Here is a 16,626-nt window from a genome sequence, read left to right as displayed (position 1 = left end):
CAGAATGTCCCGGAAGACGGACGAAAGCCCGCCCATGGGCAGTGAGGCTCACATATGGGAGCAAGATCGCCCGGTGTGAAGCACCCCGGGCGATCGATCTGTCAGTTATTCAGCGGTTTCCGCAGCAGCGGCGAGCAGCTTGATCGAGCCGCCGGCCTTTTCGATCTTCTCGACGGCAGCCTTGGAGGCGCCGGCAACTTCGATCGAAAGCTTTGCCTTCAGTTCGCCGTCGGACAGGATGCGAACGCCGTCCTTCGGGCGACGGATAACGCCGGCTGCCTTGAGAGCAGCTGCGTCGACCGTTGCCTTTGCGTCGAGCTTGCCGGCATCGATCGCGGTCTGGATACGGCCGAGCGAAACGGTGACGTATTCAGAAGCGAAGATATTGTTGAAGCCGCGCTTCGGCAGGCGACGATAGATCGGCATCTGGCCGCCTTCGAAGCCGTTGACAGCAACGCCCGAACGAGCCTTCTGACCCTTGACGCCGCGGCCGCCGGTCTTGCCCTTGCCGGAGCCGATACCGCGACCTACGCGGATACGGTCCTTGGAGGCGCCTTCGTTGTCCTTGATTTCATTCAGTTTCATGATGACTTCCTCCGTCTCACTTCTCGTCGACGACGCGAACGAGATGCTGGACAGCACGGATCATGCCGCGAACCGAAGGCGTATCCTCCAGGGTGCGGACCCGGTGCATCTTGTTGAGGCCCAGACCGATGAGCGTCTTGCGCTGCACTTCCGGACGGCGAATGGGCGAACCGATCTGCTCGACCGTGATCGTCTTCTTGGCTTCAGACTTCTTTGCCATGATTCCAGCTCTCCTTATTCTTCAGAGGCATTGCCGGAAGCGGCACGGCGAGCCTGCAGCGTTGCATACTTGATGCCGCGCTGAGCTGCGATGTCCTTCGGATGCACCTGATGCTTCAGGGCGTCGAACGTGGCGCGAACCATGTTGTAAGGGTTCGACGAGCCGGTCGACTTGGCGACAACGTCATGCATGCCGAGCGTTTCGAAGACGGCGCGCATCGGACCACCGGCGATGATGCCGGTACCGGCCTTGGCGGAGCGCAGCAGAACCTTGCCGGCGCCATGGCGGCCGTTGACGTCGTGATGCAGCGTACGGCCGTCGCGCAGCGGTACAAAGATCATGTCGCGCTTGGCGGATTCAGTCGCCTTGCGGATAGCTTCCGGCACTTCGCGTGCCTTGCCATGGCCGAAACCGACCCGGCCCTTCTGGTCGCCGACGACGACGAGAGCAGCAAAGCCGAAACGACGGCCGCCCTTCACCACCTTGGCGACGCGATTGATAGCGACCAGCTTGTCGACGAACTCGCTGTCACGCTCTTCACGGTTCTGGCGATCTTCGCGAGAACCACGCTTTTCCTGTGCCATTGTCCTTTTCCTTTTTCTTTTCCGGGTGCAATCGGCAGATTACGAAAAATTCCGCCCTGCCCCTTTTCCGGGGTCAGCAGCGAAATCCGGGAAACCGGCAAACGCCGGAAATCCGCCCGGGCAGGCCCGGACGGATATTCGAGATCAGAAGTTCAGGCCGCCTTCGCGAGCTGCTTCCGCCAGGGCCTTGATACGGCCGTGATAGATGAAGGCGCCACGGTCGAATACAACTTCCTTGACGCCAGCCTTGGCGGCGCGCTCTGCAACGAGCTTGCCGACGGCTGCTGCGGCTGCAACGTCCGCACCGGTCTTCAGCGAAGAACGCAGATCCGTATCGAGGGTCGATGCGGCAGCGAGCGTACGACCAGCGACATCGTCGATGACCTGAGCGTAGATGTTCTTCGACGAGCGATGTACCGACAGACGCGGACGGCCATTGGCCACCGCCTTGATCTGACGCCGTACGCGATTGGCACGACGTACAAGTGCTTCTTTCCTGCTTGCCATTTCGCGCGTTCCTTACTTCTTCTTGCCTTCTTTGCGGACAATCCGCTCTTCGGCATACTTGACGCCCTTGCCCTTGTAGGGCTCGGGGCCGCGATATTCGCGGATCTCGGCAGCGACCTGACCGACCTGCTGCTTGTTGATGCCGGAAACCACGATTTCCGTCGGCTTCGGAACGGCGATGGTGATGCCGACCGGCGGCTCATAAACCACGTCGTGGCTGAAGCCGAGCGCGAGCTGCAGGTTCTTGCCCTGCATGGCGGCACGGTAACCGACGCCGTTGATTTCGAGCTTGCGCTCGTAACCGTCCTTGACGCCCTTGAAGATGTTCTCGACCATGGTGCGGGACATGCCCCACTTGGAACGAGCATCCTTGGTAGCGTTGCGCGGCTGGACGACAACGGCGTTGTCTTCGAGCTTCACGGAGATCTCGTCATTTGCGACGAAGAAAAGTTCGCCCTTCGGGCCCTTGGCAGTAACCTTCTGGCCATCAACGGTGGCCGTGATCCCTGCAGGAACCGGAACGGGCTTCTTACCGATACGAGACATTGTTTAATCCTGTCTGTTCGTTCTGGAGATCCCTGCCCTGTCTTAGAAGACGGAGCAGAGAACCTCACCACCAACGTTCTGTTCGCGAGCCTGGTGATCGGCCATCACACCCTTCGGAGTCGAAAGGATGGTGATGCCGAGGCCGTTCGCGACCTGCGGGATGGACTTCACCGAGACATAGACCCGGCGGCCCGGCTTGGAGACACGGCCGATCTCGCGGATGACCGAAGCACCTTCGTAGTACTTCAGTTCGATCTGCAGCTCGGACTTGCCATTGCCATAATCGACCTGGGAGTAGCCGCGGATATAACCCTCGGCCTGCAGGACATCGAGAACGCGTGCACGCAGCTTGGAGGCCGGAGTGGATACCGAGCTCTTGCGGCGGGCGGCGCCGTTACGGATACGGGTGAGCATATCGCCCAACGGATCAGTCATCGTCATTTGCCCGTCTCCTTACCAGCTCGACTTCACAACGCCCGGCACCTTGCCGAGGTTGCCCAGCTCGCGAAGCGCGATACGCGACATCTTGAGCTTGCGGTAGAACGCACGCGGACGACCGGTCACTTCGCAACGGTTGCGAATGCGGGTCTTGGAGCCATCGCGCGGCAGGTCTGCCAGCTTCAGGGTTGCCTTGAACCGCTCTTCAATCGGAAGAGACTGGTTCATGATCGTTGCCTTCAGCGCGGCGCGCTTGGCGGCCTGCTGGGCAACTGTCTTGCGGCGGCGCTTGTTCTTTTCAACTGCGCTTGTCTTCGCCATATCGAAGTTCCTCTTCTACGCTCGTCGTTACGGTTACTGACGGAACGGGAAGTTGAACTCTTTCAGAAGAGCCCGTGCTTCGTCGTCCGTGTTTGCCGTCGTGCAAACGATGATGTCCATGCCCCACATCTGATCAACCTTGTCGTAGTTGATCTCAGGGAACACAATGTGCTCCTTGATGCCCATGGCGAAGTTGCCACGGCCGTCAAAGCTCTTCGGGTTCAGGCCACGGAAGTCGCGAACGCGCGGCAGCGCGATGTTGACCAGGCGATCCAGAAATTCATACATCCGGGCGCCACGCAGGGTGACCTTTGCACCGATCGGCATGCCTTCGCGGACCTTAAAGCCAGCGATGGAGTTGCGCGCACGGGTGATGACCGGCTTCTGACCAGCAATGGCAGCCAGGTCGGCGGCAGCAACGGTCGGCTTCTTCGAGTCGCCGGTGGCTTCGCCCACACCCATGTTGATCACGATCTTTTCCAGCTTGGGGATCTGCATCTCGTTAGCGTAGGAGAACTTCTCCTGCATAGCGGCGCGAATCCGGGAAACGTAGTCCTTCTTGAGCCGCGGCTCATACTTTGCCTCAGCCATCGATCACATCTCCCGAACGCTTGGCCACACGAACCTTCTTGCCATCGACAACCTTGAAACCGACGCGGGTCGGCTTGCCGTCCTTGTCAGCAATCGCGAGGTTCGACAGATGAATCGAAGCTTCCTTGCTGATGATGCCGGCTTCCTGGTTCTGCGTCTGGCGCTGGTGGCGCTTCACGACGTTGATGCCACGGACGACCGCACGGTCTTCCTTCGGCATAACCTGGATAACTTCACCGGAACGACCCTTGTCCTTGCCGGTCAGTACGACGACCTTGTCGCCCTTACGAATCTTTTGCATCGTCGTCGCTCCCTTACAGAACTTCCGGAGCCAGCGAGATGATCTTCATGTGGTTCTTGGCGCGAAGTTCGCGCGGAACCGGTCCGAAGATACGGGTGCCGATCGGCTCTTTCTTGTTGTCGATAAGAACGGCAGCGTTGTTATCGAAGCGGATGACGCTGCCGTCGGGACGACGGATGTCCTTGGCGGTACGCACAACAACCGCCTTCATTACATCGCCCTTCTTGACGCGGCCGCGCGGAATGGCTTCCTTGATCGAGACGACGATGATGTCGCCGATCGAAGCGTACTTGCGCTTGGAGCCGCCCAGCACCTTGATGCACATGACACGACGTGCGCCGGAATTATCCGCCACGTCGAGGTTAGTCTGCATCTGAATCATGTCAGGTCGCCTTCTTGTTGTAACCGGAACGGTTGGGCACAGCGGCCCCCTATCCCGGCTTATGATAAATTTCGATTGTCGCGCGGAAAGATGTTGCCAGGGTGGTTTCCCCTCAAGGGACCTTCCGTGCGCTCAAAGCAAAAGAACGCCCGTTGCCGGAGCGTTCCTGCGCCAATGGCCTGCTTCATACAGGTTTTTGCGCAAGGTTCAAGCCCTCGCGCAAAACTCTGTGAAAATTAAGCCTGGGCGGCAATAACCGTCCAGCGCTTGTCCTTGGAGATCGGTGCGCATTCCTCGATGGAAACCACGTCACCTACCTTGTACTGGTTGTTCTCGTCGTGCGCCTTGTACTTCTTCGACCGGCGAACGGTCTTCTGAAGCAGCGGATGAGCAAAACGGCGCTCGACACGTACAACGACAGTCTTTTCGTTCTTGTCGCTGACGACAACGCCCTGCAGAATGCGTTTAGGCATGTTCTTCTGGTCCTTAGGCCTTGGCTTCTGCCGCCTTCTGGCGGGCGATGGTTTTGACGCGGGCGATATCCTTGCGGACTTCGTTGATTCGCGACGACTTCTCGAGCTGGCCAGTCGCCTTCTGGAAGCGCAGGTTGAACTGCTCCTTCTTCAGCTTGGCAAGCTCGTCATTCAACTGATCGGCGCTCATGGCGCGAACGTCTGCGGCTTTCATGGGCTTGATCCTTACTCTGCAATGCGCTGTACGAAGCGCGTCTTGACCGAGAGCTTGGCCGAGCCGAGACGAAGCGCCTCGCGGGCGATCTCCTCGGAAACACCGTCGATCTCGAACATCATGCGGCCGGGCTTGACCTTGCATGCCCAGTATTCGACGGAGCCCTTACCCTTACCCATACGGACTTCGGTAGGCTTTGCCGTTACCGGAACATCGGGGAATACCCGGATCCAGACGCGACCGGCGCGCTTCATGTAACGCGTGATTGCACGACGAGCAGCTTCGATTTCGCGAGCGTTGACGCGGTTCGGCTCAAGAGACTTAAGACCGAACTCGCCGAATGCCAGGTCGAAACCGCCCTTGGCAACACCCTTGATGCGGCCCTTGAACTGCTTGCGGTATTTTGTACGCTTTGGCTGCAACATTTTCTTGTTTCTCCGAACTTATCTTTCGCCAGCGACAATCAAGCGTTCTCGCGGCGACGTTCGCCACGTTCACGGCTTGCCGGACCCTGCGCGTCACCCTCAAGTGCACGACGCTCGGAAGCCATCGGATCGTGCTCAAGGATTTCGCCCTTGAAGATCCAGACCTTCACGCCGCAGATACCGTAAGCGGTTTCGGCTTCAGCCGTACCGTAGTCGATGTCCGCACGCAGCGTGTGCAGCGGAACGCGGCCTTCGCGGTACCATTCGGTACGAGCGATTTCCGCACCGCCGAGACGGCCGGCGCAGGTGATCTTGATGCCTTCGGCGCCAAGACGCATGGCCGACTGAACGGCGCGCTTCATCGCGCGACGGAAAGCGATACGGCGCTCGAGCTGCTGGGCGATCGACTGGGCAACCAGGGTTGCATCGACTTCCGGCTTGCGCACTTCAACGATGTTGAGGTGCGTTTCGGAGCTCGTCATTTCGGAAAGCTTCTTGCGGAGCTTCTCGATGTCTGCGCCCTTCTTGCCGATGATGAGACCCGGACGAGCCGAATGGATCGTGACGCGGCACTTCTTGTGCGGACGCTCGATGACCACCTTGGCGATGCCAGCCTGCTTCAGCTCTTCCATCAGGTAAGCGCGGATCTTCAGATCCTCGTGAAGCAGCTTGCCGTATTCGGCGTTATCGGCGAACCAGCGGCTGTCCCACGTGCGGTTGATGCCCAGACGGAAACCGATCGGATTGATTTTCTGACCCATTATGCGGCCTCCCCTTTGGCTTCGACTTCGCGCACCACGATGGTGAGGTGCGAGAACGGCTTTTCGATGCGCGATGCGCGGCCGCGGCCACGAGCGTGGAAACGCTTCATGACGATCGACTTGCCGACATAGGCTTCCGCCACGATGAGCTGGTCAACGTCGAGGTCGTGGTTGTTCTCGGCGTTTGCGATTGCCGATTCCAGCGTCTTCTTGACGGAGCCGGCGATGCGCTTGCGCGAGAATTCGAGATCGGCCAGAGCGCGGTCGACCTTCTTGCCGCGGATCAGCGCGGCAACCAGGTTGAGCTTCTGGGGGCTGACGCGGAGCGTGCGCGCAACGGCCTGCGCCTCGTTGTCCTTCAGCCGGCGTTCGGCTTTTGCCTTGCCCATGATTACTTCCTCTTCGCCTTCTTGTCCGCACCGTGACCGTAGTAGGTCCGGGTGGGAGCGAATTCACCGAACTTGTGTCCGACCATGTCTTCGTTGACGCTGACCGGAACATGCTTGCTGCCGTTGTAGACACCGAAGGTGAGACCGACGAACTGCGGCAGGATGGTGGAGCGACGGCTCCACATCTTGATTACTTCGTTACGACCGCCTTCACGAACCTTCTCAGCCTTCTTGAGAAGATAGCCGTCGACGAACGGGCCTTTCCATACTGAACGAGCCATTTCTGACTAACCTCTCTTACTTCTTCTTCAGGTGGCGCGAGCGCATGATGAACTTGTCGGTCGACTTGTTCGAACGGGTGCGCTTGCCCTTCGTCGGCTTGCCCCACGGGGAAACCGGATGACGGCCACCGGAGGTGCGGCCTTCACCACCGCCGTGCGGGTGGTCGACCGGGTTCATGACGACGCCGCGGTTATGCGGGGTCTTGCCGCGCCAGCGGGTACGACCGGCCTTGCCGTCGTTGATGTTGGCGTGATCCGGGTTGGATACGGCACCGACGGTGGCCAGGCAGGAGCCCGGCACGAGGCGCTGTTCACCCGAGTTCAGGCGCAGGATCGCCATGCCGGCATCGCGGCCGACGAGCTGTACGTAGGTACCGGCCGAACGGGCGATCTGACCACCCTTGCCCGGCTTCATCTCGACGTTGTGAACGATCGAGCCGACCGGGATGTACTGCAGCGGCATGGTGTTGCCGGGCTTCACATCGACGGCCTTTTCGGAGGCGATGACCTTATCGCCGGCAGCAAGGCGCTGCGGAGCGAGGATGTAGGCCTGTTCGCCATCGGCATAGGTGACCAGCGCGATGAAGGCAGTGCGGTTCGGGTCGTATTCCAGACGCTCAACGGTGCCTTCGACATCGAACTTGCGACGCTTGAAGTCAACGAGACGGTAGGAGCGCTTGTGACCGCCGCCGATAAAGCGAGCAGTGATGCGACCGAGGTTGTTACGGCCGCCGCTCTTCGAGAGACCTTCCGTCAGCGCCTTGACCGGCTTGCCCTTGTAAAGGCCCGAACGGTCGACGATGACGAGCTGACGCTGGCTCGGAGTGATCGGATTGAAACTTTTCAATGCCATTTTCTTGTTCCCTACCTCAGACGCCCGTCGACACGTCGATGGACTGACCTTCGGCGAGCGTTACGATCGCCTTCTTGACGTCCTTCTGCTTGCCGGCGAAGCCGCGGAAACGCTTGATCTTGCCCTTGCGCAGCAGCGTGTTCACGGCGGTGACCTTGACACCGAAGAGCGCTTCGACCGCAGCCTTGATTTCAGGCTTGGTCGCACCCTTGGCGACGTTGAAGACGACCTGGTTCTGTTCGGATACCAGGGTCGACTTTTCAGTGATCGACGGAGAGACGATCACGTCGTAGTGGCGAAGATCAGTCATTTGAACCGCTCCTCCAGAGCTTCAACCGCAGCCTTGGAAAGCACGAGCTTGCCGCGACGCAGGATGTCGTAAACGTTGATGCCCTGAACCGGCAGAACATCGACGTTCGGGATGTTTGCGGCAGCGAGCTTGAAATTGCCATCGATCTCGGCGCCGCCGATCAGGAGAGCATTGGTGAGGCCGAGCGAAGCGAAGCTGCCGATCAGCGCCTTGGTCTTTGCTTCCGCAGCGACGAGCTGGTCGACGATGATGAGGTCCTCAGACTTCAGCTTGGCCGAGAGCGCGTGACGCAGAGCGAGAGCGCGAACCTTCTTCGGCAGGTCGTGGGCATGGCTGCGGACAACCGGGCCATGAGCCTTGCCACCGCCGCGGAACTGCGGAGCGCGAGCCGAATGGTGACGAGCGCGGCCCGTACCCTTCTGCTTGTACATCTTGGAGCCGGTGCGGGAGACTTCGCCACGGGTCTTGATCTTGTGGGTGCCCTGGCGCTTGTTTGCCAGCTGCCAACGGATCACACGGGCAATAATGTCTTCGCGCGGCTCAAGGCCGAAAATCGCATCCGACAGAGAAACCTTGCCGGCGTCCTTGCCCTCGAGGGTCTTGACGTTCAATTCCATTGGTTTGGCTCCTTACTTCGCCGACTTCACGGCGTCGCGCACGATGATCCAGGAACCCTTCGAACCGGGAACAGCGCCCTTCACAAGGATCAGACCACGATCTTCATCGGTCGAAACGACTTCGAGATTCTGAGTAGTGACGCGGGTCTGGCCCATGTGGCCAGCCATGCGCTTGCCCTTCCAGACCTTGCCCGGATCCTGGTTGTTACCGGTCGAACCGTGCGAACGGTGCGAAACCGAAACGCCGTGGGTTGCGCGCAGACCACCGAAATTGTGGCGCTTCATCGCACCGGCAAAACCCTTACCGATCGTCGTGCCGGTGACGTCAACCAGCTGGCCAGCCGCAAAATGGCTTGCGGTAAGCTGGGAGCCGACATCGATCAGATTGTCTTCCGATACGCGAAACTCGACGAGCTTCGCCTTCGGCTCAACGCTGGCAGCAGCGAAGTTGCCGCGCATGGCCTTCGAAGTATTCTTGACCTTCGCCTGACCGGCGCCGAGCTGCACGGCCGTATAGCCGTTCTTCTCGACGGTGCGCTGGGCAACGACCTGTACGTTATCCAGCCGCAGAACTGTTACCGGGATATGCTCGCCGGCGTCGTTGTAGACGCGGGTCATTCCCACTTTCTGTGCAATCACACCTGAACGCATTGGTTCATTCCTCTTGAGAGTCGAGTCAGAGCCCGAAAGCCCCTTCCCTTGCCTCTTTGTTTAAGGATTCCGTTCAGGCCCTTCCGGACCATCAGGTTTCCCGTTTCGAGAAGTCGTTGGCAGGTCTTGCCACGTACCTTCCTTGTTATTTCGGCTCTCGCCGGAATTCCTTCTTAAAGCTTGATCTCGACGTCTACGCCGGCGGCCAGATCGAGCTTCATCAGAGCGTCAACGGTCTGCGGGGTCGGATCAACGATATCGAGAAGACGCTTATGGGTGCGCATCTCGAACTGTTCGCGGCTCTTCTTGTCGACGTGAGGCGAACGGTTAACAGTAAATTTTTCAATGCGAGTCGGAAGCGGTACCGGGCCGCGAACGCTTGCACCGGTGCGCTTTGCGGTCGAAACAATCTCCCGCGTGGAGGCATCGAGAACCCGGTGATCAAACGCCTTCAGGCGGATGCGGATATTCTGGCCGTTCATTCGACTTGTCCTTGTTCGTTTTCTTGCGTCCCGCATACGCAGAGACAGTGAATTACCAATTACTGGCCGGCCCCGGATTATCAAAAATCACAGGGACACCGCGGGGGCGCCCCTGTCACTTGCTATTCTCAGAAACCTGCCAGGTCTCGATCTTCGCGAGATCGACTCAACGCAGCGAAAAACGGACGACGATAACACCGTCCGTTTTCTTCGTGGCCGGCACATACAATGCCGGCGGAGATTCGTCAACCGAATATTGAGAAACGGAGCGGCGATTTCCCGCCGCTCCGCATTCAATCACTCGATGATGGAGGCGACGATACCGGCGCCGACGGTGCGGCCGCCTTCGCGGATCGCGAAGCGCAGCTTTTCTTCCATCGCGATCGGAACGATCAGCTCGACGTCAACGGTCACGTTGTCGCCCGGCATGACCATTTCCGTGCCTTCCGGAAGCGTCACGATGCCCGTCACGTCCGTCGTGCGGAAGTAGAACTGCGGACGGTAGTTCGTGAAGAACGGCGTATGACGGCCGCCTTCTTCCTTCGTCAGGATGTAGGCTTCGGCCTTGAACTTCTTGTGCGGCTTCACAGAGCCCGGCTTGCACAGGATCTGGCCACGCTCGACGCCGTTGCGGTCCACACCGCGAAGCAGCGCGCCGATGTTGTCGCCGGCCTGGCCCTGGTCCAGAAGCTTGCGGAACATTTCAACGCCCGTGCAGGTCGACTTGATGGTCGGACGGATGCCGACGATCTCGACTTCTTCACCGACCTTGATGATACCGCGCTCGACGCGGCCCGTCACAACCGTACCACGGCCAGAGATCGAGAACACGTCTTCGATCGGCATCAGGAACGGCTGGTCGATCGGGCGTTCCGGCGTCGGGATGTAGGCGTCGACGGCTTCCATCAGCGCGCGGATCGCGTTCTCGCCGATTTCCTTGTTCGAGTCTTCCAGAGCAGCAAGAGCAGAGCCCTTGATGACCGGGATGTCGTCGCCCGGGAAGTCGTAGGACGACAGAAGTTCGCGAACTTCAAGCTCGACAAGCTCCAGAAGTTCCGCGTCGTCGACCTGGTCGACCTTGTTCAGGAACACCACGATCGCCGGAACGCCGACCTGACGGGCCAGCAGGATGTGCTCGCGGGTCTGCGGCATCGGGCCGTCGGCTGCCGAGCATACCAGGATCGCGCCGTCCATCTGCGCAGCACCCGTAATCATGTTCTTGACGTAGTCGGCGTGGCCGGGGCAGTCAACGTGGGCGTAGTGACGGTTGGCCGTCTCGTACTCAACGTGCGCCGTCGAGATCGTGATGCCGCGGGCCTTTTCTTCCGGAGCCGCGTCAATCTGGTCATAGGCCTTGAACTCACCGAAAAACTTCGTGATCGCTGCCGTCAGAGACGTCTTGCCATGGTCAACGTGGCCGATCGTGCCAATGTTAACGTGCGGCTTCGTGCGCTCAAACTTACTCTTTGCCATTTTCGGCTCTCCGTTTTCCTGTTTTCCCTTGAGGGAAGAATTCCGTTGTTATTGCGAGGTCCTAACGTATTCCGGTCACTTCTGACCGGAATACTTCGCCTGGATTTCCTGGGCCACGTTGGACGGCACAGGCGCATAGTGGTCGAACACCATCGAGTACTGGGCGCGACCCTGCGACATCGAGCGCAGGTTATCGACGTACTTGAACATGTTCGCCAGCGGCACGTGGGCGTTGATGACCACGGCGATGCCGCGGCTTTCCTGACCTTGGATCTGACCACGGCGGGAGTTGAGGTCGCCGATCACGTCACCGACATAGTCTTCCGGCGTGACGACTTCGACCTTCATCATCGGCTCGAGGAGCTGGGCACCGGCTTCGCGGGCAGCTTCACGGAAGCATGCGCGGGAAGCGATTTCGAAGGCCAGAACCGACGAGTCAACATCGTGGAAGGCACCGTCAACCAGCGTCGCCTTGACGCCGAGCATCGGGAAGCCAGCCAGCGGACCCGAAGACAGGACGCTTTCGATACCCTTCTGAACGCCCGGGATGTATTCCTTCGGAACGGCACCGCCGACGATCTTCGATTCGAACTTGAAGTCGTCGCCTTCCGGGTTCGGTTCGAAGATGATCTTGACGCGAGCGAACTGACCGGTACCACCCGACTGCTTCTTGTGGGTGTAGTCCTTTTCCGTCTGGCGCGTGATGGTTTCGCGGTAGGCAACCTGCGGAGCACCGACGTTGGCTTCAACCTTGAACTCGCGACGCATGCGGTCGACGATGATGTCGAGGTGAAGTTCGCCCATGCCGGCAATGATGGTCTGGCCGGATTCCTGGTCGGTCTTGACGCGGAAGGACGGGTCTTCGGCCGCCAGGCGGTTGAGCGCGAGGCCCATCTTTTCCTGGTCGCCCTTGGACTTCGGTTCGATCGCGATCTGGATAACCGGCTCCGGGAATTCCATGCGCTCAAGGATAACCGGCTTCAGCGGATCGCAGAGCGTGTCACCCGTCGTGGTTTCCTTGAGGCCGGCGAGAGCAACGATGTCGCCTGCGAAGGCTTCTTCGATGTCTTCACGGCTGTTGGAGTGCATCTGCAGCATGCGGCCGACGCGCTCGCGCTTGTCCTTGACCGTGTTCATGACCGAAGCGCCCTTTTCGAGCTTGCCCGAGTAGATACGGGCGAAGGTCAGCGAACCGACGAAGGGGTCGTTCATGATCTTGAACGCGAGCATGGAAAGCGGCTCGTTGTCATCAGCGTGACGCTCGATTTCGGCTTCCGTCTTGGCGTCGATGCCCTTGATCGCCGGAATGTCGAGCGGCGACGGCAGATAGTCGACGACGGCGTCGAGCAGCGGCTGAACGCCCTTGTTCTTGAAGGCGGTACCGCAGAACATCGGGTGGAACTTGACGTCGATCGTGCCGCGACGAACGAGTTCGCGGATCTTGTCGTTGTCAGGCATGTCGCCGTTCAGATAGGCTTCCATCGCTTCTTCGTCGATCTCGACAACCGTCTCGATCAGCTTTTCGCGATATTCTTCAGCCTTTTCCTTCAGGTCAGCCGGGATCTCGACGACATCCCACTGGGCGCCGAGAGACTCGTCGCGCCAGATCAGTGCGTTCATCTCGATCAGGTCGACAACGCCCTTGAAGTCGCTTTCAGCGCCGATCGGCAGCTGCATGACGACGGCGGTGGCGCCGAGGCGGGTCTTAATCATCTCGACGGAGCGGTAGAAGTCCGCACCGGTCTTGTCCATCTTGTTGCAGAAGATCATGCGCGGAACATGATACTTCTCGGCCTGACGCCAGACGGTTTCCGTCTGCGGCTCAACGCCGGCGTTGGCGTCGAGCAGAGCAATCGCACCGTCGAGCACGCGCAGCGAACGCTCGACTTCGATGGTGAAGTCAACGTGGCCGGGGGTGTCGATGATGTTGAAGCGGCGGGTCTTGCCGTCGCGACCCTTCCAGAAGGTCGTGGTGGCAGCGGACGTGATGGTGATGCCGCGTTCCTGCTCCTGCTCCATCCAGTCCATGGTAGCAGCGCCGTCGTGCACTTCGCCGATCTTGTGAGACTTACCGGTGTAGTAAAGGATACGCTCGGTGGTCGTGGTCTTGCCGGCATCGATGTGGGCCATGATGCCGAAATTGCGGTAGTCTTCGATTTTATATTCGCGAGCCATACGGACTGCCTTTCAATATTCGATCGTTGGATTACCAGCGGTAATGCGAGAAGGCGCGGTTCGCGTCGGCCATCTTGTGCGTGTCTTCACGCTTCTTGACGGCGGAGCCACGGTTGTTGGCGGCATCCATGAGTTCGCCGCAGAGGCGATCGATCATGGTGGTCTCGTTGCGCTTGCGGGCGGCAGCGATCAGCCAACGGATTGCAAGAGCCTGGCGACGCTCCGGACGTACGTCAACCGGAACCTGATAGGTTGCACCACCGACGCGGCGGGAACGAACTTCGACGTGCGGCGCGATGTTATCGAGCGCCTGATGGAACACGCCGAGCGGCTCCTGCTTCAGCTTGCCCTGAACGGCATCAAACGCACCGTAAACGATGCTTTCAGCCACGGACTTCTTGCCGTGAAGCATGATGGCGTTCATGAACTTGGTGACAACGAGATCGCCGAACTTCGGATCCGGGTTGATCTCACGCTTCTCTGCACTATGGCGACGGGACATACTGGTTTGTCTCTCAACAGTTAGGACGCTTTATCACGCGGAGAACCTCGCGCAGCGCCGGAAAAAAATCAAAAATCCGAATTACTTCGGACGCTTTGCACCGTACTTCGAACGGCGCTGCTTGCGGTTCTTGACACCCTGGGTATCGAGAACGCCGCGGATGATGTGGTAACGCACACCCGGCAAGTCCTTTACACGGCCGCCACGGATCATGACGACGGAGTGTTCCTGCAGGTTGTGGCCTTCGCCCGGGATGTAGCCGATGACTTCGAAGCCATTGGTCAGGCGGATCTTGGCGACCTTACGCAGAGCCGAGTTCGGCTTCTTCGGGGTCGTGGTGTAGACGCGGGTGCAAACGCCGCGCTTCTGCGGATTTTCCTGCAGAGCAGGAACCTTGTTGCGCTTTACCTGTGCCTGACGCGGCTTGCGGATAAGCTGGTTTACGGTAGGCATATACCCATCCCTTGCAAAATCTTGTCTCTCAAGCCCTCGCGGACCCTGTTTAGCCGTTGCCGGCAGCGATCGCACAATTTTCGTCATGCGCAAAATGTGGCCCGACCCGCTTTTCGCGGATGGACCACAAAAGGCAGAGGACGCACGTCAAGCGCGTCTTGCGTGCAGCATTTGTGTACGTCAACGTGCGAAAAGGACCCTGTTTGAGGCGAACTTCAGAACGAGACGTTCCGAAAAGCCTAACCTCACATAGGCTCCGATGGCGGGCGTACTACTGTTTTCACCCGGTTCCGTCAAGTCTTTATCGCAAATTAATGCCGGATCGCGGGCCCTGGCGGCCGGCCGGGTCCTCTTCTGCACCAAAAACGGACCGCCTGCAATAAATTGGCTTGGGCAATCGCCTGAAACACCCTAGATATTGGCCAAAGCCGTACGGCGCGCCCCCTCTCCTTCCCCTCGATTCGAATCCGAGGGAATCAACCAGGCCGGAAAAGACCGACACCATGATCACCACGCCCGATAACGACAACAATTTCGACGATCCGATGGTGTTCATCATCATCGCCAAGGCCTATGAAACCGAAGGCGGCGAAGGCATCGACCTGCATATCATGCTGACGGCGGCCGACGATGATTCCGCAGTGCGCGCCGCTCTCAACGCGCTGGCGGAAGAAGGTTTCCTCGAAGCCGATCTCGACCAGATCGGCATGGTGACCGCGCCGCCGGACGAAGAGCCCCATGCCTCCGCCTATCAGGGCGCGCTCGAGGGCGAAGTGGCAATCATCCGCTTCAACTAATTCCATCCGGCAACAAGACAAGGAGGGCTGCCGGGAGCCGGCGGCCCTCCTCTTTTTGTACTGAGCTTCCGCCTATTTCCTGTCCACCTCGCCGCTCGGCTTCGGCGTGGTATCCGTTTCCGCCGGCAGCACCGGATAGGTGACTTCCGGCATCTTGCCGGTCAACGAGTCGAGGAAGGCAACGATCAGGGTGACTTCCTCGTCGTTCAATTCCTCACCCAATTGCGCGGTGCCCATGACGGCGACCGCCTGCCTGAGGTTCCAGACCTTGCCGGAATGGAAATAGGGTGCGGTCAGGGCGACGTTGCGCAGCGGCGCCGCACGGAAGACGTAGGAATCGTCAGCCGTATTGGTGACGGCGAAGCGGCCCTTGTCATTTTCGGGCAGCACGTCCGCACCGGGCTTTTCGATCAGGCCGAAGGGGAAATAGCCCTCCCCGCCGACATTGATGCCCGAATGGCAGGACGAGCACCCCTTGTCCATGAAGAGCGCCAGACCCTGTTTCTGCTCGGTACTGATGGCGCCGTCGTCCCCGTTCAGCCAGGCGTCAAAGGGTGCCGGCGTAATCAATGTCGCTTCGAAGGCCTCGATCGCCTTGGCAAAATTGTCGAAGGTCACAGGGTCCTCCTCTCCGGGGAAGGCCGCCTTGAACCACGCGACATATTGCGGCATCGATTTCAGCGTCGCCACGACCTGGCCCGGCGTATTCGCCATTTCGACGCCGGCCTGTACCGGCCCCTTGGCCTGCGCCTTCAGGTCTTCGGCACGGCCGTCCCAGAACTGCGCGATATTGAAGACGGCGTTGAGCGCGGTCGGTGCGTTGCGTGGTCCCTTCTGCCAACCGTGGCCGATTGACGTCTCCAAGTTGTCGTCGCCGCCTGTCGCAAGGTTATGGCAGGAATTGCAGGAAAAGACGCCTGACGCCGACATGCGCGGGTCGAAGAACAGCGCCTTGCCGAGTGCGATCTTCTCGGGCGTTATCGCATTATTGGCCACCGCCGGCGTGGTGGACGGCAAGGGTTTGAAAGTCGCAAGCGCAGTTTCCCTGAGATCCGCCGGGACCGGATCGGCGGAAAATGCCGAGGTTGCAAGAAGCAACACTGCGACCGAAGTCAGTAGCTTTTTCATCATAGCCTCCGTTCGTTGTGAACGGAGAACATATTAGAATAATTCTAAATCGCAGCTTTGCGCTCGATCAATGCTTAGATCCGGCAGATATGGGGTGCAATGAAAAAAGGCGCCCGGAGGGCCCGGACGCCTTTCAATCGTCAACTGCGCGGTGCGACAAAATCGCA

At 59.5% G+C, this 16,626-nt stretch carries 27 protein-coding genes; 1 reads left to right on the top strand and 26 read right to left on the bottom strand.

The features are described 5' to 3' along the window. Positions 1 to 105: 105 nt before the first annotated feature. From rplO to rpsL, 25 genes are all read right to left on the bottom strand, one after another. Positions 106 to 585 (bottom strand): 50S ribosomal protein L15, encoded by a 480-nt coding sequence (gene rplO / locus ACLBKR_RS06665; protein ID WP_112830269.1) that lies wholly within the window; start codon positions 583 to 585, stop codon positions 106 to 108. 16 nt (positions 586 to 601) lie between these two features. Then, the gene (gene rpmD / locus ACLBKR_RS06660; protein WP_112830270.1) at positions 602 to 805 is read right to left on the bottom strand and encodes a 50S ribosomal protein L30; all 204 of its coding nucleotides are present in this window, start codon (positions 803 to 805) and stop codon (positions 602 to 604) included. A gap of 14 nt (positions 806 to 819) precedes the next feature. After that, complete coding sequence (gene rpsE / locus ACLBKR_RS06655) at positions 820 to 1,389, bottom strand: 30S ribosomal protein S5 (protein WP_112830271.1); 570 nt, start codon at positions 1,387 to 1,389, stop codon at positions 820 to 822. Positions 1,390 to 1,533: 144 nt separating this feature from the next. Continuing rightward, the gene (rplR, locus tag ACLBKR_RS06650) at positions 1,534 to 1,896 is read right to left on the bottom strand and encodes a 50S ribosomal protein L18 (protein WP_112830272.1); all 363 of its coding nucleotides are present in this window, start codon (positions 1,894 to 1,896) and stop codon (positions 1,534 to 1,536) included. 12 nt (positions 1,897 to 1,908) lie between these two features. Next, a complete protein-coding gene (rplF, locus tag ACLBKR_RS06645; RefSeq protein ID WP_112830273.1) occupies positions 1,909 to 2,442 on the bottom strand; it encodes a 50S ribosomal protein L6 in 534 nt (177 codons plus the stop codon). Positions 2,443 to 2,484: 42 nt separating this feature from the next. Continuing rightward, positions 2,485 to 2,883, bottom strand: coding sequence for a 30S ribosomal protein S8 (rpsH, locus tag ACLBKR_RS06640; protein WP_112830274.1), 399 nt, complete (start codon positions 2,881 to 2,883; stop codon positions 2,485 to 2,487). 12 nt (positions 2,884 to 2,895) lie between these two features. Continuing rightward, complete coding sequence (gene rpsN / locus ACLBKR_RS06635; RefSeq protein WP_112830275.1) at positions 2,896 to 3,201, bottom strand: 30S ribosomal protein S14; 306 nt, start codon at positions 3,199 to 3,201, stop codon at positions 2,896 to 2,898. Positions 3,202 to 3,234: 33 nt separating this feature from the next. Continuing rightward, positions 3,235 to 3,792, bottom strand: coding sequence for a 50S ribosomal protein L5 (rplE, locus tag ACLBKR_RS06630; RefSeq protein WP_112830276.1), 558 nt, complete (start codon positions 3,790 to 3,792; stop codon positions 3,235 to 3,237). Further along, entirely contained in the window at positions 3,785 to 4,093 is a 309-nt protein-coding gene (rplX, locus tag ACLBKR_RS06625; RefSeq protein WP_112830277.1) for a 50S ribosomal protein L24, read from the bottom strand. Before rplX ends, rplE begins: the two co-directional genes overlap by 8 nt. Before the next feature lie 13 nt (positions 4,094 to 4,106). Continuing rightward, positions 4,107 to 4,475 carry a 50S ribosomal protein L14 gene (rplN, locus tag ACLBKR_RS06620; RefSeq protein WP_007770138.1) on the bottom strand — a complete coding sequence of 123 codons (369 nt, stop codon included), beginning with the start codon at positions 4,473 to 4,475 and terminating at the stop codon, positions 4,107 to 4,109. A 236-nt stretch (positions 4,476 to 4,711) separates the two neighbouring features. After that, positions 4,712 to 4,948: a 30S ribosomal protein S17 gene (gene rpsQ / locus ACLBKR_RS06615; RefSeq protein WP_046792687.1), complete on the bottom strand. Its 237-nt coding sequence runs from the start codon at positions 4,946 to 4,948 to the stop codon at positions 4,712 to 4,714. Between the two features lie 13 nt (positions 4,949 to 4,961). After that, a complete protein-coding gene (gene rpmC, locus ACLBKR_RS06610) occupies positions 4,962 to 5,162 on the bottom strand; it encodes a 50S ribosomal protein L29 (RefSeq protein WP_099057562.1) in 201 nt (66 codons plus the stop codon). Between the two features lie 11 nt (positions 5,163 to 5,173). Then, the gene (gene rplP, locus ACLBKR_RS06605; protein WP_009109534.1) at positions 5,174 to 5,587 is read right to left on the bottom strand and encodes a 50S ribosomal protein L16; all 414 of its coding nucleotides are present in this window, start codon (positions 5,585 to 5,587) and stop codon (positions 5,174 to 5,176) included. 38 nt (positions 5,588 to 5,625) lie between these two features. After that, positions 5,626 to 6,348 carry a 30S ribosomal protein S3 gene (rpsC, locus tag ACLBKR_RS06600; RefSeq protein WP_099057561.1) on the bottom strand — a complete coding sequence of 241 codons (723 nt, stop codon included), beginning with the start codon at positions 6,346 to 6,348 and terminating at the stop codon, positions 5,626 to 5,628. Further along, positions 6,348 to 6,737 (bottom strand): 50S ribosomal protein L22, encoded by a 390-nt coding sequence (gene rplV, locus ACLBKR_RS06595; protein WP_112830278.1) that lies wholly within the window; start codon positions 6,735 to 6,737, stop codon positions 6,348 to 6,350. The genes rpsC and rplV overlap by 1 nt, the downstream gene beginning before the upstream one ends. 2 nt (positions 6,738 to 6,739) lie before the next feature. Continuing rightward, positions 6,740 to 7,018: a 30S ribosomal protein S19 gene (gene rpsS / locus ACLBKR_RS06590; RefSeq protein WP_112830279.1), complete on the bottom strand. Its 279-nt coding sequence runs from the start codon at positions 7,016 to 7,018 to the stop codon at positions 6,740 to 6,742. A gap of 16 nt (positions 7,019 to 7,034) precedes the next feature. Further along, positions 7,035 to 7,871 carry a 50S ribosomal protein L2 gene (rplB, locus tag ACLBKR_RS06585; protein WP_112830280.1) on the bottom strand — a complete coding sequence of 279 codons (837 nt, stop codon included), beginning with the start codon at positions 7,869 to 7,871 and terminating at the stop codon, positions 7,035 to 7,037. A 16-nt stretch (positions 7,872 to 7,887) separates the two neighbouring features. Then, positions 7,888 to 8,181 carry a 50S ribosomal protein L23 gene (locus tag ACLBKR_RS06580; RefSeq protein ID WP_112830281.1) on the bottom strand — a complete coding sequence of 98 codons (294 nt, stop codon included), beginning with the start codon at positions 8,179 to 8,181 and terminating at the stop codon, positions 7,888 to 7,890. Next, positions 8,178 to 8,798: a 50S ribosomal protein L4 gene (rplD, locus tag ACLBKR_RS06575; RefSeq protein WP_112830282.1), complete on the bottom strand. Its 621-nt coding sequence runs from the start codon at positions 8,796 to 8,798 to the stop codon at positions 8,178 to 8,180. The genes ACLBKR_RS06580 and rplD overlap by 4 nt, the downstream gene beginning before the upstream one ends. Before the next feature lie 12 nt (positions 8,799 to 8,810). Next, the gene (gene rplC / locus ACLBKR_RS06570; RefSeq protein WP_112830283.1) at positions 8,811 to 9,449 is read right to left on the bottom strand and encodes a 50S ribosomal protein L3; all 639 of its coding nucleotides are present in this window, start codon (positions 9,447 to 9,449) and stop codon (positions 8,811 to 8,813) included. A gap of 173 nt (positions 9,450 to 9,622) precedes the next feature. Then, complete coding sequence (rpsJ, locus tag ACLBKR_RS06565; RefSeq protein ID WP_006728688.1) at positions 9,623 to 9,931, bottom strand: 30S ribosomal protein S10; 309 nt, start codon at positions 9,929 to 9,931, stop codon at positions 9,623 to 9,625. Positions 9,932 to 10,228: 297 nt separating this feature from the next. Next, the gene (gene tuf, locus ACLBKR_RS06560; protein ID WP_113438755.1) at positions 10,229 to 11,404 is read right to left on the bottom strand and encodes an elongation factor Tu; all 1,176 of its coding nucleotides are present in this window, start codon (positions 11,402 to 11,404) and stop codon (positions 10,229 to 10,231) included. Between the two features lie 75 nt (positions 11,405 to 11,479). After that, a complete protein-coding gene (gene fusA / locus ACLBKR_RS06555) occupies positions 11,480 to 13,579 on the bottom strand; it encodes an elongation factor G (protein WP_112831858.1) in 2,100 nt (699 codons plus the stop codon). Between the two features lie 31 nt (positions 13,580 to 13,610). Then, positions 13,611 to 14,081, bottom strand: a complete 471-nt coding sequence (gene rpsG / locus ACLBKR_RS06550) for a 30S ribosomal protein S7 (protein ID WP_112831859.1) — start codon at positions 14,079 to 14,081, stop codon at positions 13,611 to 13,613. 81 nt (positions 14,082 to 14,162) lie between these two features. Further along, positions 14,163 to 14,534 (bottom strand): 30S ribosomal protein S12, encoded by a 372-nt coding sequence (gene rpsL, locus ACLBKR_RS06545; protein WP_003507760.1) that lies wholly within the window; start codon positions 14,532 to 14,534, stop codon positions 14,163 to 14,165. A gap of 503 nt (positions 14,535 to 15,037) precedes the next feature. Here rpsL and ACLBKR_RS06540 point away from each other — a divergent pair. Beyond that, positions 15,038 to 15,331, top strand: coding sequence for a transcriptional regulator (locus tag ACLBKR_RS06540; RefSeq protein WP_112831860.1), 294 nt, complete (start codon positions 15,038 to 15,040; stop codon positions 15,329 to 15,331). 72 nt (positions 15,332 to 15,403) lie between these two features. Here the strand turns inward: ACLBKR_RS06540 and ACLBKR_RS06535 are convergent, their stop codons facing one another. Further along, complete coding sequence (locus ACLBKR_RS06535; RefSeq protein WP_113426806.1) at positions 15,404 to 16,459, bottom strand: cytochrome-c peroxidase; 1,056 nt, start codon at positions 16,457 to 16,459, stop codon at positions 15,404 to 15,406. Positions 16,460 to 16,626: the final 167 nt, after the last annotated feature.

Origin of the sequence: Paenirhizobium cremeum, assembly GCF_047553425.1 — a bacterium.
GTDB lineage: Bacteria > Pseudomonadota > Alphaproteobacteria > Rhizobiales > Rhizobiaceae > Allorhizobium > Allorhizobium cremeum.
This window is presented reverse-complemented; position numbering and strand designations above follow the sequence as displayed.